The sequence below is a fragment of the Citricoccus sp. GCM10030269 genome (assembly GCF_042665635.1).
Taxonomy (GTDB): Bacteria; Actinomycetota; Actinomycetes; order Actinomycetales; family Micrococcaceae; genus Citricoccus.
The window spans coordinates 1,288,588-1,300,947 of sequence record NZ_JBHTCV010000005.1; the positions used below are offsets into that span (position 1 = coordinate 1,288,588).

Genomic DNA, 12,360 nt, shown 5'->3' on the forward strand with positions numbered 1-12,360 from the left:
CCCAGCGAACGGGTGGACGATAGACACATGATGTCTAAGGAATCCGAAGCCAAGCTCTTGGTCGTTGACGATGAGCCGAATATCCGCGAGCTGCTGTCCACCTCGCTGCGGTTCGCCGGTTTCGACGTCGTCGCGGCGGCCAACGGACGCGAGGCGCTGGCAGCTGCGGAGAAGGAACAGCCCGATCTGGCCGTTCTCGACGTGATGCTGCCGGACATGGACGGGTTCACCGTGACCCGCAAGCTGCGCGCTGCCGGCCGTCACTTCCCCGTCCTCTTCCTCACCGCTCGGGACGACACCGAGGACAAGGTCACCGGCCTGACCGTCGGCGGTGACGACTACGTCACCAAGCCCTTCTCACTGGACGAGGTGGTCGCCCGCATCCGCGCGGTGCTGCGGCGCACCGCGCCGGATGAGGGAGACGAGGCCATCCTGAGCGTGGATGACCTCGAGCTCGACGACGACGCGCACGAGGTCCGCCGCGCCGGTGAGGTGGTGGAGCTCTCCCCCACCGAGTTCAAGCTGCTGCGCTACCTGATGATGAACCCGAACCGGGTGCTGTCCAAGTCGCAGATCCTGGATCACGTCTGGGAGTACGACTTCAACGGAGACGCCTCGATCGTGGAATCCTACATCTCGTATCTGCGCCGCAAGATCGACCGCCCGGAGCTGCCGGACATGATCCAGACCAAGCGCGGCGTCGGGTATCTGCTGCGCTCGGCCGACAAGCGCTGACGGCCCGTTGACGGCGGTGCCTGCGGTGCTGCCTGCGATGCTGGCGCAGACCGCGCCCGTCGGGCCCGTATCCTTGAACGCATGCCTGCATCCGTGAATCTCCGGCAGGGCTTCCGGCCCTTCCGCGAGCTCATCCGGCTGTGGAAGACCGCTTCTCTGCGGACGCAGCTCGTGGTGATGACCAGTGGGCTGATGCTGCTGGCGGTGATCGTCACCGCCGCGCTGACAGCCTCACTGTTCCGGCAGGAACTGGTGCGCCAAATCGATGAGGACCTCTTCGTCAACCGGAACAATGTCTCCCGCTACTTGACCAGCCTGGGCACCAACGTCGATTTCTTCTCCTCTCCTCAGTCGATTCTGCGGTTCTACGGCGAGCTGCAGGACAACGAGGGCAACACCACCACCAACTCCGCCTTCACCGGGGCCAATGAGGATCAGCCGGACATCCCGGCGATGACCGCTGAGGAAGTCGTCGAGCGCAGCAATGAGGCCTTCGAGGTCCCGGGCACCGCCGAGTCTTCCCGCGGCTGGCGCGTGCAGGCCTACCGACTCGAATCCGATGAGGGCTCGCTGATCATCGCCCTGCCCCTGGCCCCCGTCCACGACTCGGTGGATCGCGTCACCTCACTGGTCGCCACCATTGGACTGCTCGCCACCGCCGGCGCCTCGGTCATCGCCTATGGCGTCACCACCCGCGCCTTCCGGCCCCTGCTGCGCGTCGAACGCACGGCTGCCCAGATCGCCGCCGGAGACCTCTCTCGGCGTGTGGAGATGGGCGCCCCGGACACCGAGGTCGGCCGATTGTCCCGTTCGCTCAACGCCATGCTGGCCCACATCGAGACGGCGTTCCGGTCCAAGGAGCAGTCGGAGGAACGGATGCGCCGTTTCATCCAGGACGCCTCCCACGAACTCCGGACTCCTTTGGTGACCATTCGCGGCTTCTCCGAGCTGTACCGGCACGGTGGGATCACCGATGAGGACGACGTGGCCGCCGCCATGGGACGCATTGAGGGCGAGGCCCAGCGGATGGGGCAACTGGTCGAGGATCTGCTGACGCTGGCTCGGCTCGACGAGCAGCGCCCGCTGGAGCACCGACCGGTAGATCTGATGCTGCTGGCCAACGACGCCGTCCTGGACGCCCGCGTGAACGCGCCGGACCGTGAGGTGCAGCTCGAGGGGCTCGACGGCGGCCGAGCGACGCCCGCGCCCACGGTCGGCGACGAGGACAAGCTCCGGCAGGTGGTGGCCAACCTGGTGACGAACGCCCTGCGCTACACCCCGGACGGTTCCCCGCTGGAGATCGCGGTGGGTACGGTGGACGTCCTACCGGGATCGGTCCACGCTGACGGCCGCCAGGTTCACGGCTCTCGCGATTCCGTCATCGAGATCCGCGATCATGGTCCCGGCATCGACGAAGAGGACGCCGCGCGGGTCTTCGAGCGTTTCTACCGGGCCGACTCCTCGCGCCAGCGCGAGACCGGTGGCACGGGGCTCGGTCTGGCGATCGTCGCGGCCATCGTCGCCCAGCACGATGGCACCGTCCGCCTGCATCCCACTCCCGGCGGCGGGGCCACCATGTCCGTGCGTCTGCCCTGGGTTGAGGCGCCACCGGCTGAGGAGGGTGAGGGGTCGACCGAATCCTCCACCGAAACGGATGCCATCCCTCCGCGACCCACACAAGCGCCGCGTCCTACACAGGCACCCGAGACCGGCCCGGTGTCCACAGACGAGTAGTGGGGCCGCCCGCGCGGCTCAGGGACCCTCCTAACGTGAGAGGCACCGGTGATCACCGGCCGGACCACCGGGTCCGGATCCGACTCCACGCCCTAGGAGAGAACATGGCGCTCGTCCAGATCGACACCGAAGACCTGATGGCCAAGAGCCAGGCGGTGGAATCCTCCATCGGCCGTCTGCAGACCGAAGTCAATGCCATGGAGGCGAACCTGCGCCAGCTCCAAGACACCTGGCGTGGTCAGGCGGCCAACAACTTCCAGTCCATCCTGACCGAATGGCGCACCACCCAGGCTCGGGTCGAGGAGTCCCTCGTCTCCATCCGCGGGGCCATGACGCATGCCGCCCAGCAGTACCTCGACGCCGAGACGGCCAACGCCTCCATGTTCCGCGGCTGAACTCCGCTGCTGAACCCCGCTGGGGGTCTCCGCTGCTGAACCCCGCTGGGGATCTCCGCGGGTGCAGCCGACTGCCAGGAGGCATCGTTAGGCTGGGCCCATGGCGATGCTGATCGATCCGGCGCGTTGGCCGGCCCACGGCACCGTGTTCTCCCACCTGGTGTCGGACCGTTCTCTGGAGGAACTGCACGCCTTCGCCGCCGCTGCCGGAGTGTCTCCCCGGGCCTTCGACGGCGACCACTATGACGTCCCGGTGGAGCGCTATGACGACCTGGTCGCCCGTGGTGCGGAGGAGGTCAGCGGCACCGAGTTGGTCCGGCGGCTCGTGGCCTCCGGGCTGCGCATTCCCGCCGCTCAACGTTCCGGCAAGCTGGACAAGGTCCTGATCCAGCGGTTCAACCGGCTGTTGCCGGGCCACTCTCCACTCGAGCGTGAACCCGTCGTCGCCGACCTTCTGGGGCGGTGGTCCCAACCGCACCGCCACTACCACGACCGCTCCCACCTGCTCGCGGTGCTCAAAGCCATCGACCTGCTGTTGCGCCACGGGGAAGAGTGCGGCCGGTGGACGCGCAGCGTCAAGTTGGCGGCGTGGTTCCATGACGCCGTCTATATCGCTGCTCCGGAGCGGGCACCGGGCCAGGATGAAGAGGACTCGGCCGTTCTCGCCGAGACCACCCTGTCCGAGCTCGGACTTCCCGAGGCCGAAATCGAGCAGACCTCGCGGCTGGTGCGCATGACCGCCCACCATCAACCACGGGACCCCGCCGACCGAGCCGGAGCCGTCCTCAGCGACGCCGACCTGGAGATTCTCAGCCGGCCACGCGGCGACTACGGCCGCTACCTCTCCGCCATTCGTGAGGAGTTCGCCCACGTGCCGGACCCGGACTTCGCGGCCGGCCGCGCCGCCGTCGTGCAGTCCTTGCTGGACTCCCGCCCGCTGTACCGCACCCGCACCGGGGCCCGATTCTGGGAGAAGGCGGCCCGGAGAAATCTCTCCGCCGAGCTCCACCCCACCTCCCGCCACTGGACCCCTTAACCCCCTCACTTTGCGGGCAGAACGAACCGGTTCGTTCTGCCCGCAAAGTGGGATGGGTAGAGAGGGTGCGGGTTAAACGCCGGAAGGCCCGGTCCTCTCGGGACCGGGCCTTCCGTGGTGTAGCGGGTGATCAGATGATCACATCATGCCGCCCATGCCACCCATACCGCCCATGCCACCCATGTCGTCGCCGCCGGGTGCAGCCGATGCCGGCTCCGGCTTGTCGGCCACGACGGCCTCGGTGGTCAGGAACAGGCCGGCGATCGAGGCGGCGTTCTGCAGAGCAGAGCGGGTCACCTTGACCGGGTCGTTGACGCCGGCAGCCAGCAGGTCCTCGTACTCACCGGTGGCGGCGTTGAGGCCGTGCCCGGCCGGCAGGCCCTTGACCTTGGCAGCCACGACACCCGGCTCCAGGCCGGCGTTGAAGGCGATCTGCTTCATCGGGGCCTCGACTGCGACCTTGACGATGTTCGCGCCGGTGGCCTCGTCACCCTCCAAGGAGAGCTTCGGGAACGCCCGAGCGCCGGCCTGGGTCAGGGACACGCCACCGCCGGCGACGATGCCCTCTTCCACGGCAGCCTTGGCGTTGCGGACGGCGTCCTCAATGCGGTGCTTGCGCTCCTTGAGCTCGACCTCGGTAGCGGCACCGGCCTTGATGACGGCCACGCCGCCGGCCAGCTTGGCCAGGCGCTCCTGCAGCTTCTCGCGGTCGTAGTCGGAGTCGGTGTTCTCCATCTCGGCGCGGATCTGCTTGACGCGTCCGGCAATCTCCTCGGCGTCACCGGCGCCTTCGACGATGGTGGTCTCGTCCTTGGTGATGACGACCTTGCGGGCGGTGCCCAGGGTCTCCAGTCCGGCGTTCTCGAGGGTGAGGCCGACCTCTTCGGAGATGACCTGGCCACCGGTGAGGATGGCGATGTCGGCCAGCATGGCCTTGCGGCGGTCGCCGAAGCCGGGTGCCTTGACGGCGACGGACTTGAAGGTGCCGCGGATCTTGTTGACGACCAGCGTGGCCAGAGCCTCGCCCTCGACGTCCTCGGCGATGATCAGCAACGACTTGCCGGACTGCATGATCTTCTCCAGCAGAGCGACCATGTCCTTCACGTTGGAGATCTTGGAGTTGACGATGAGGATGTAGGGATCCTCCAGCACAGTCTCCTGGCGCTCTGCGTCGGTGACGAAGTAGCCCGAGATGTAGCCCTTGTCGAAGCGCATGCCCTCGGTCAGCTCAAGCTCCAGGCCGAAGGTCTGGGACTCCTCGACGGTGACGACGCCTTCCTTGCCGACCTTGTCCAGCGCCTCGGCGATGAGGGAGCCGATCTGGGTGTCAGCGGCGGAGATGGAGGCGGTGGCGGCGATCTGCTCCTTGGTCTCGATCTCCTTGGCGGAGCCGACGAGCTCTTCGATCACGGCGGCCACGGCCTTGTCGATGCCGCGCTTCAGGGACAGCGGATCGGCGCCGGCGGCCACGTTCCGCAGGCCTTCCTTGACGAGGGCCTGAGCCAGCACGGTAGCGGTGGTGGTGCCGTCACCGGCAACGTCGTCGGTCTTCTTGGCGACCTCCTTGACGAGCTCGGCACCGATCTTCTCGTACGGGTCGTCGAGTTCGATCTCCTTGGCGATGGAGACGCCGTCATTGGTGATCGTGGGGGCGCCCCACTTCTTCTCCAGCACCACGTTGCGGCCGCGCGGGCCGAGCGTGACCTTGACCGCGTCGGCCAGGGTGTTCAGACCCCGTTCCAGGCCGCGGCGAGCCTCTTCGTCGAATGCAATGGTCTTGGCCATGTGTGCACTGTCCTTTCTGGACCTTGGCGTTGCTTGGCAGTACTCAACTGACCTGTGCAGTGCCCGCGACGGACGGCCCACAACCGGACCTCACCACGTTCAGGTCTGCCCCGCGATCACGACCACCCGCATGCCTGCGGGCTTGGCAGTCGGAACCTCGGAGTGCTAGTCCATATTTAGCACTCGCCACCTGAGAGTGCAAACATCGCTTCGGCCCGACGCGGGCTCTCTCAGCCGGCGTAATCCGCGTTGAGAACCACCGCGATCCCCGGAACGCGGGGCTCGTAGATCAGCGGCAGGCCGAGGTCGCTCGCCACCGCCTGAGCGGTGGTTTCGTTCACGGAGTAGTAGACGCCCGACGACGGCACGGAAAACCCCTGCCAGTTCCCGGTTCCGGCGACCGTGTACCCGGACGAGGACAGCGTTCCGGAGACCTGACCGGCGAGGCCGTTGATGGAGGACGCGTTGTAGACCTCAACCGGAGCCGAGGTGTCTCCGGTATCAGGAGTTGCCGATTCCGCTGGTGCCTCGGAGGCCGAAGGGCTCTCTGATGATTCCGGCTCCTCGGTCTGCTCTTCGTCCGAGCCGGCTGTCTCGGAGGGCTCGCTCGGTTCGGACGGGGCAGAGGACTCCGGCGATTCGACCGCTCCGGACAGCGCGGTGGAGGATTCGGCCGCCCTTGCCGGGCTGGAGTCCGGGCTCTCCGACGCCGAGGCACCGGCGGGCGCGCCGGACGTGGGGGCTCCCGCGGGTAACAAGGACGGCAGGACGAGGAAGCAGAAGGCGCCGACGATCAGGGCCAAGGCGGCGGCCACGGAAATCGAGAGCAACCCTGAGGAGGCGGACACCACGACGGCGTTGGCGCGGTGGGTTCCCTTGCGGTCGCGGTATTCGGGCACGTCGTCGAACTGATCGCGCGGATACTGAGTCATCGGCCACCATCACGAGATCTTCGGCAACGTGCCGCGCCGCCTCAGGGCGTCGCGGCACGGCCATGGACACGGCCCGGCAGGTACTGCGGTGCTCAGGCCTCTTGCCGCCGCGCACTGCGTGCACGGTGGCGTGTGGTCCGTAGTCTACGCAATCTCTTGACCAGCATCGGCTTATAGGCCAATGCCTCTTGGCGGTCGAGCAGGCCGTTGAGCACTTGGTAGTACGTGGTCGCCGAGAAGGAGAAGCGGTCCCGGATCGCCTGGTCCTTCGCCCCGCCGAACTTCCACCACTGGTCCTCGAAATCGAGGATGGTCCGTTCGCGCTCGGACAACTCGGATGACGCAGACAATTCGGACAGCTCAGACGACCCCGACTGTTCCGTCACAGAGGTCTCCGAATGATCCGCCTCGGCGGAGTGTGCTGCAGTCATGAGGTGGTCCTTCCGACGTCCTGTTCCGGCACGGCCCAGACGGGCCTGAAGCGGAGTACTCCACAGTCTAACGGGCCAAACTACATGCATGTTATTCCGCCGGCGGGTAGTCTGCCAGCGATGGAATTGATCAGCCCCCTCGACCCCGGTTGGGACCGCGCCCTGGCCCCACAGCGCGAGACGCTGGCCGCCGTCGGGACCGAGATCCGGCAACGACGCGCGGGCGGCGAGCAGATCCTGCCGGCCCCTGAGAATATTCTCCGGGCTTTCCGGCAGAGCTTCGACGAGGTCAAAGTCCTCATCCTCGGCCAAGATCCCTATCCGACCCCGGGCCATCCGATCGGCATGAGCTTCGCGGTCGACCGGCACGTCACGCCGCTGCCCCGGTCCCTGGCGAACATCTATCAGGAACTGGAGTCCGATCTGGGCATTCCGCCGGCGCCTCATGGTGATCTGACGGCGTGGGCCGATCAGGGCGTGCTAATGCTCAATCGGGTCCTGACCGTGACGGCTGGGCAACCAGCCAGCCACCGTCGCCTGGGCTGGGAAGCCATCACCGAGACGGCTGTGGCGGCGCTGGCGGCGCGGGGCACACCACTCGTCGCCATCCTGTGGGGCGCGGACGCACGGAGGATGGCTCCGGTGCTGCGCGGACCGGCCTCCGTCGGCATCGTCGAGTCACCGCACCCGTCTCCCCTCTCGGCTCACCGTGGCTTCTTCGGTTCGAGGCCGTTCAGCCGGACCAACGAGTTGCTGGTTCAAGCGGGCGCCGAACCGATCGACTGGCGAGTGGATCGAGGCGCCTGAGTCAACCACCGGACCCAGCAGCACCCATCGGCGCGCAGCAGCGCCTGGTGCCGGGCACCGCGGCAAGGTTGCGCTAGCGGCGACCAATCCGTCGTCGTTCGTTGGCTTGGAAGGCCTTGGTCAGCGGGCGGGCGATGGTGTCGCCCAGCACGACGCCGGCGGCGATTGCCATGATCACCGTCGCAGCGTTGAACAACCCGATCATGCCTTCTTCCATGGCCCCTGAGTCCATCGCGATCTTGTACATGGAGCGGAAAATGGTCAGACCGGGCAGGAGGAACAGGATGCCCGGGACGGCGACCACCAGCTGAGGAGCGCCCATCCGCAAAGCCACGTAACGGCCCAGCGCACCGATGGCCGCAGCCGCGATGGCCGGCGACAGTCGGGCGCCGGTGCCCACATACTCGGCCGCCACATAGACGACGTAGCCGAAGAGGGACACCACGGCGGTCGGCAACAGCAGTCGCCATTCGGACTGCTCGAAGATTGAATCCCAGATCGCGGCGGCGAACACCAGGATGCCCATCACCCACACCGGGTAACTGAAGCTTGGTTCGACCGCCAGATCCAGTTCGGGCACACCGACCAGAGAGGCGAACACGACGGCGGCCACGATCCCGGCGATCAGGGCAGCGAAGACCAGGAACGCCGAGACGAAACGCCCTGCCGCAGTCACGGGGAAGCCGTTGATGGCGTCCTGCACGGCGGAGACGAACCGGCCGGAGGGAAGCAACAGCATGATCCCGCCGGCAATGACGAGTGAGGGCGTGAGATCCACGTCCAGCGTGTACAGCACCAGGGTGATGAGCGTGGCCAGAAAGCCACCGACCATGATCGAGAAGAACTCGGGAATCCGAGCCCGGCCCAACTGGTCCACCACGGTGATCAACAGGCACGTGGAAAGCAGGGACACCCCGGCGCCCACCAGTCCGCCTCCGATGAACAACACGAAAGTGGCGGCGAACAGGCCGGCGGCCAGCGTGGACATCCACCGTGGGAAGGGCTTGGGCCGGTGCCGGATGTCCGCCAGCGTCTGCTGGGCCTCGTCGCGATCCATGTCACCGGCGGCCACGGCGGCGACCAACCGGTGCAGGTGTGCCAGCCCGGCATAGTTCTGAGACCAGGACCGGACCACCCGGTGAAGGGAGTACGGCATCTTGGCGCTGGGCGCGTAGTTCAGGGTGATCGACTGGTTGGTGATGTCGACCTCGGTCTCGTGGATGCCGAAGGCCTGGGTCACCACGATGATCGAGGTCTCGACCTCCAGAGCGCCGGCACCGAAGCGGAACATCGTCTCCCCCAGCTTCAGCGCGAAGTCCAGGGTGGTGCGGGCGTCGGCGTCGGCATTGTCCCGTGCCCGCAGGAAGGGGTTGACGTACGGGCTGTGCGCGAGCCGCTCCACGATGGACAGCGACTGCGTGGGCAGTGGCTCCGAGTGCATGATCCGCCGGAAGGCCGAACCACCCGGGAACCGCATGCGGCCCTTGGATGGTTTCTTGGGCTTTTTGTCGGGCGCAGCCGTCGGGGTCTCCCCCGTGGTCGGCTCGGAGGGCGCCAGAACAGATTGAGGCACGGGGTCCGACGTCGCAGGTTCCGTCAGGGACGACTCGGCAACTCCTCCGGTCGCCTCGTCCTCGCCTGCGGCGAGGGTCGGATGGCCTCGTTCCCGGCCGGTGTCCTGGCGCAGACTCTCTCCCGCCGGGGAGGAGGACAGTGAGGCAGTCTCTGTGCTGGATACCCTGATCCCGCCGGTGACCACCGCCTGGCCACCCGTCTGGCCGGCCGCTTCGGCAGCCGGCCCCAGGGCGAAATCGATGGCGGAGGTGGGAGCGGCGACCTCCTCGCCGGAATCTGAGTCGACGCCCTCGCCGGAGTCCGGGGTGCCGCCGTCGGCGTGCTGAGTGCCGTCTTTGAGGCCCTGCGGGCCGCCGTCGTCCGGGTTCTGGGCACCACCGTTGACGTCCGAGGGCCGATCGGCGGATTCCTCTTCGGAGCGCCGGGAGGGCTTGATGACGGGGATCTGGGCCAGGTCGGTCGGCGGCTCCTGAGCGTGCCGAAATCCAGACCGGGTCCCGGGGTTTTCCTCCACCGCCGCTCCCTTCAGGGCAGAACCGAAACACTCCCACCATGGTGTGCCACAGATACTTTACTGGCCCGCGATGAGGCTTCCGTACCAACTGTAGGTGCCAGTCCTCACGGCCTACGATCGGGTGGCCCCAGCCGCTCCTCGGACCATCGGAACCTCAACCGCCAGCGGGCAAAAGTCTCAGGGTTGATGGGCCATTCCCGCCGGCAGCCCCTGACAAAAGGTGTTCTGACGCAAACATGCCCCGCACTCTGGCGGGGCATGTTGGGAACTTCTCAACGTGGGTGGATCTTACTGGACTCGAACCAGCGACCTCTCGCGTGTGAAGCGAACGCTCTAACCAACTGAGCTAAAGATCCAGCGCTGCGCCAGCGATCCTACAAGGGGCTGACAGCTGTGAAAGCCTACCAGAACAGACGGTCAACGGGAAAACTGCCCACTGTGCCGAACGGCTCTAGGATGACGGGCATGCACATCACTATCCGGCCGACTCGAGCGTGCCCTGACGGAGACGGCGTGCAGTGGGTTCGCTGAGTTCTGAGCCGGCCTTCCGGACCGGTCTCTCGGTGGCGATCGCGACAGGACTGTACGGAATTTCCTTCGGGGCGCTGGCCGTGGCCGCCGGTCTGAGTACGTGGCAGACGATCGTGCTGAGCGCCTTCATGTTCACCGGCGGATCCCAGTTCGCGTTCATCGGTGTGCTCGCCGGTGGTGGCGCCGGCGCAGCCGCCACGGGAGCCGCCAGTCTGTTGGGCCTGCGCAACGGTGTCTACGGGATGCAACTGAACGCCATGCTGCGTCCCCGGACGGCCTTGAAACCCTTGGCGGCTCAGGTGACCATCGACGAGTCCGCGGCCACGGCCATGGCCCAACCGGACGCCCGCGGTCGCCGGGTCGGTTTCTGGACGGCCGGCGTCGGGGTGTGGGTGTTGTGGACGGCGTTCACGGTGGTGGGCGCCGTGACCGGAGACCTCCTCGGAGACCCGAAGACGTGGGGGCTGGACGGTGCGGCCGCCGCCGCCATGCTGGGCCTGCTGTGGCCGCGGCTGAAGTCCGCAGACGCGTGGGCTCTGGCCGTCGTCGCCGCGCTGATCACCACGCTGACCCTGCCGCTGCTGCCGTCTGGTATCCCCATTCTGGTCGCGGCGGCGGTCGCCGGGCTGTGGGGTTGGTTCCGGCCACGAAGAGTGTCTCCCAGGCACGAGGCACGCACGGCGCAGGACAAGGAGGATCGGTCATGACCATGTGGGGATGGGTGCTGTTGGCCAGTGCCGTCGCGTTCGCCACCAAGATGCTCGGCTACCTGGTCCCGGCGCGCTGGCTGGAGGATCCCAGGATGCTGCAGACGGCCAATGCCGTGACGATCGGGCTGCTGGCCGCGCTGGTGGTGATGAACTCGGTGGGTGACGGGCAGGGACTCCTGCCGGATGCGCGGCTCGGGGCCCTGGTGGCGGCGGCGGTGGCCTTGCTGTTGAGGGCGCCATTCCTCGTGGTGGTGCTCGTCGGGGCCGGGACGGCGGCCGGGTTGCGGCTGCTGGGGTTGCCCTAGGCACGACGTCGGCGCGGAGTCTTCCTGCCGCCGAGACCTCAGTGCCTGGTCGTCAACCCGGATGGAGCCGTGACGACGGCTTCGCGGCTCGCGGGCCAGCGCCGGGACACCTGATATCCCAAGCCCATGAGGGCCAGCGTGGCCGCACAGGCCGCCAGCCAGTAGACCGGATCCGGCAGTTCCTGGAAGAACGGGCGGTACTTGAGGTAGAAGTAGTTGCCATCCGTGAGCCGGTTGACACCCAGGATCGCCACGAAGTAGACGAGGAACCAGCGGTAGGACCGCCATAGTCCCGCCCGCGTGGGCCGCCAGCCCTCGGCGATGCCCGCGTAGATCGGGACCAGGATCGTCACGGCATGACTGATGAGGAAACTCCACCCCATGAGATGGTCCATGGGCTGGATCCGTTGCGGATACAGGAACGTGGCATAGGCATAGAGCCCGAAGTAGAACCCGACCTCCAGCACGGCGTGTTTGCCGGTGATGAGGTAGGCGATGAGGATCAGCGTGGTGACACGAGAGATATGCAGAGGCATCGAATCGCCCCAGTCCCAGCCGGCCACGAAGGCCTGATAGGAGTACAGGCCCACCTGTTGCAGGATGGCCAGCGTCAGCAGTGCCCATCGGAGGTACCCGGCATGGTCCCGGACGGAGCGGCGGAACAGGAGCATCGACACCAGCACCGCGACGACGGTCCCGAGGGCCAGCAGATGGTCCGGGCCGAACAACCGGATGAACGGCGCGTCCGGGTCCATGAACGAGGTCATGGGCACAGATTATCCAGTCCCTCTCGCAACTGGAGGTCAAAAGTGCCCCAACACGCCCGGGAATCGGTGTGTGTCAACCTGTTTGGAGTCAGTGATCGGGTTG

General features: G+C 66.9%; 12 protein-coding genes and 1 tRNA gene. 7 read left to right on the forward strand and 6 right to left on the reverse strand.

Annotation, left to right across the window (positions count from 1 at the left end; all coding sequences use genetic code 11):
* The first annotated feature begins 27 nt into the window (after nucleotides 1-27).
* The 4 genes from ACFQQD_RS12980 (at nucleotide 28) to ACFQQD_RS12995 (ending at nucleotide 3,900) form a co-directional block, all read left to right on the forward strand.
* Complete coding sequence (locus ACFQQD_RS12980; protein WP_378089991.1) at nucleotides 28-735, forward strand: response regulator transcription factor; 708 nt, start codon at nucleotides 28-30, stop codon at nucleotides 733-735.
* 81 nt (nucleotides 736-816) lie between these two features.
* Complete coding sequence (locus ACFQQD_RS12985) at nucleotides 817-2,469, forward strand: ATP-binding protein (RefSeq protein WP_378089993.1); 1,653 nt, start codon at nucleotides 817-819, stop codon at nucleotides 2,467-2,469.
* 104 nt (nucleotides 2,470-2,573) lie between these two features.
* Entirely contained in the window at nucleotides 2,574-2,864 is a 291-nt protein-coding gene (locus ACFQQD_RS12990) for a WXG100 family type VII secretion target (protein WP_378089995.1), read from the forward strand.
* Nucleotides 2,865-2,964: 100 nt separating this feature from the next.
* Complete coding sequence (locus ACFQQD_RS12995) at nucleotides 2,965-3,900, forward strand: DUF4031 domain-containing protein (RefSeq protein ID WP_378089997.1); 936 nt, start codon at nucleotides 2,965-2,967, stop codon at nucleotides 3,898-3,900.
* 138 nt (nucleotides 3,901-4,038) lie between these two features.
* Here the strand turns inward: ACFQQD_RS12995 and groL are convergent, their stop codons facing one another.
* The 3 genes from groL to ACFQQD_RS13010 all read right to left on the reverse strand — a co-directional run bounded on the left by groL (nucleotide 4,039) and on the right by ACFQQD_RS13010 (nucleotide 7,048).
* Complete coding sequence (gene groL / locus ACFQQD_RS13000) at nucleotides 4,039-5,685, reverse strand: chaperonin GroEL (protein WP_378089999.1); 1,647 nt, start codon at nucleotides 5,683-5,685, stop codon at nucleotides 4,039-4,041.
* A 230-nt stretch (nucleotides 5,686-5,915) separates the two neighbouring features.
* A complete protein-coding gene (locus ACFQQD_RS13005) occupies nucleotides 5,916-6,617 on the reverse strand; it encodes a LytR C-terminal domain-containing protein (protein WP_378090001.1) in 702 nt (233 codons plus the stop codon).
* Between the two features lie 92 nt (nucleotides 6,618-6,709).
* Nucleotides 6,710-7,048: a DUF3263 domain-containing protein gene (locus tag ACFQQD_RS13010; RefSeq protein WP_378090004.1), complete on the reverse strand. Its 339-nt coding sequence runs from the start codon at nucleotides 7,046-7,048 to the stop codon at nucleotides 6,710-6,712.
* Between the two features lie 120 nt (nucleotides 7,049-7,168).
* Between ACFQQD_RS13010 and ACFQQD_RS13015 the strand changes: the two genes are divergently transcribed.
* A complete protein-coding gene (locus tag ACFQQD_RS13015) occupies nucleotides 7,169-7,855 on the forward strand; it encodes a uracil-DNA glycosylase (protein ID WP_378090006.1) in 687 nt (228 codons plus the stop codon).
* A 73-nt stretch (nucleotides 7,856-7,928) separates the two neighbouring features.
* Here the strand turns inward: ACFQQD_RS13015 and ACFQQD_RS13020 are convergent, their stop codons facing one another.
* Both ACFQQD_RS13020 and ACFQQD_RS13025 read right to left on the reverse strand, forming a co-directional pair.
* Nucleotides 7,929-9,944: a threonine/serine exporter family protein gene (locus tag ACFQQD_RS13020; RefSeq protein ID WP_378090008.1), complete on the reverse strand. Its 2,016-nt coding sequence runs from the start codon at nucleotides 9,942-9,944 to the stop codon at nucleotides 7,929-7,931.
* 282 nt (nucleotides 9,945-10,226) lie between these two features.
* Nucleotides 10,227-10,300: transfer RNA gene (locus ACFQQD_RS13025), tRNA-Val, on the reverse strand.
* 207 nt (nucleotides 10,301-10,507) lie between these two features.
* Here ACFQQD_RS13025 and ACFQQD_RS13030 point away from each other — a divergent pair.
* Together ACFQQD_RS13030 and ACFQQD_RS13035 are read left to right on the forward strand one after the other, a co-directional pair.
* Nucleotides 10,508-11,182: an AzlC family ABC transporter permease gene (locus tag ACFQQD_RS13030; protein WP_378090010.1), complete on the forward strand. Its 675-nt coding sequence runs from the start codon at nucleotides 10,508-10,510 to the stop codon at nucleotides 11,180-11,182.
* Nucleotides 11,179-11,490 (forward strand): AzlD domain-containing protein, encoded by a 312-nt coding sequence (locus ACFQQD_RS13035; RefSeq protein WP_378090012.1) that lies wholly within the window; start codon nucleotides 11,179-11,181, stop codon nucleotides 11,488-11,490. Before ACFQQD_RS13030 ends, ACFQQD_RS13035 begins: the two co-directional genes overlap by 4 nt.
* 38 nt (nucleotides 11,491-11,528) lie before the next feature.
* Here ACFQQD_RS13035 and ACFQQD_RS13040 read toward each other — a convergent pair whose 3' ends face one another.
* A complete protein-coding gene (locus tag ACFQQD_RS13040) occupies nucleotides 11,529-12,257 on the reverse strand; it encodes a TIGR02206 family membrane protein (RefSeq protein ID WP_378090014.1) in 729 nt (242 codons plus the stop codon).
* Nucleotides 12,258-12,360 lie beyond the last annotated feature (103 nt).

Excerpts from the sequence above, each read along its gene's own strand:
- ACFQQD_RS13015 (WP_378090006.1), top strand. The coding sequence starts at position 7,169 with ATGGAATTGATCAGCCCCCTCGACCCCGGTTGGGACCGCGCCCTGGCC.
- ACFQQD_RS12990 (WP_378089995.1), top strand. The coding sequence starts at position 2,574 with ATGGCGCTCGTCCAGATCGACACCGAAGACCTGATGGCCAAGAGCCAG.
- ACFQQD_RS13010 (WP_378090004.1), bottom strand. The coding sequence starts at position 7,048 with ATGACTGCAGCACACTCCGCCGAGGCGGATCATTCGGAGACCTCTGTG.
- ACFQQD_RS12995 (WP_378089997.1), top strand. The coding sequence starts at position 2,965 with ATGGCGATGCTGATCGATCCGGCGCGTTGGCCGGCCCACGGCACCGTG.
- ACFQQD_RS13035 (WP_378090012.1), top strand. The coding sequence starts at position 11,179 with ATGACCATGTGGGGATGGGTGCTGTTGGCCAGTGCCGTCGCGTTCGCC.
- ACFQQD_RS12980 (WP_378089991.1), top strand. The coding sequence starts at position 28 with ATGATGTCTAAGGAATCCGAAGCCAAGCTCTTGGTCGTTGACGATGAG.
- groL (WP_378089999.1), bottom strand. The coding sequence starts at position 5,685 with ATGGCCAAGACCATTGCATTCGACGAAGAGGCTCGCCGCGGCCTGGAA.
- ACFQQD_RS13005 (WP_378090001.1), bottom strand. The coding sequence starts at position 6,617 with ATGACTCAGTATCCGCGCGATCAGTTCGACGACGTGCCCGAATACCGC.
- ACFQQD_RS13040 (WP_378090014.1), bottom strand. The coding sequence starts at position 12,257 with ATGACCTCGTTCATGGACCCGGACGCGCCGTTCATCCGGTTGTTCGGC.
- ACFQQD_RS12985 (WP_378089993.1), top strand. The coding sequence starts at position 817 with ATGCCTGCATCCGTGAATCTCCGGCAGGGCTTCCGGCCCTTCCGCGAG.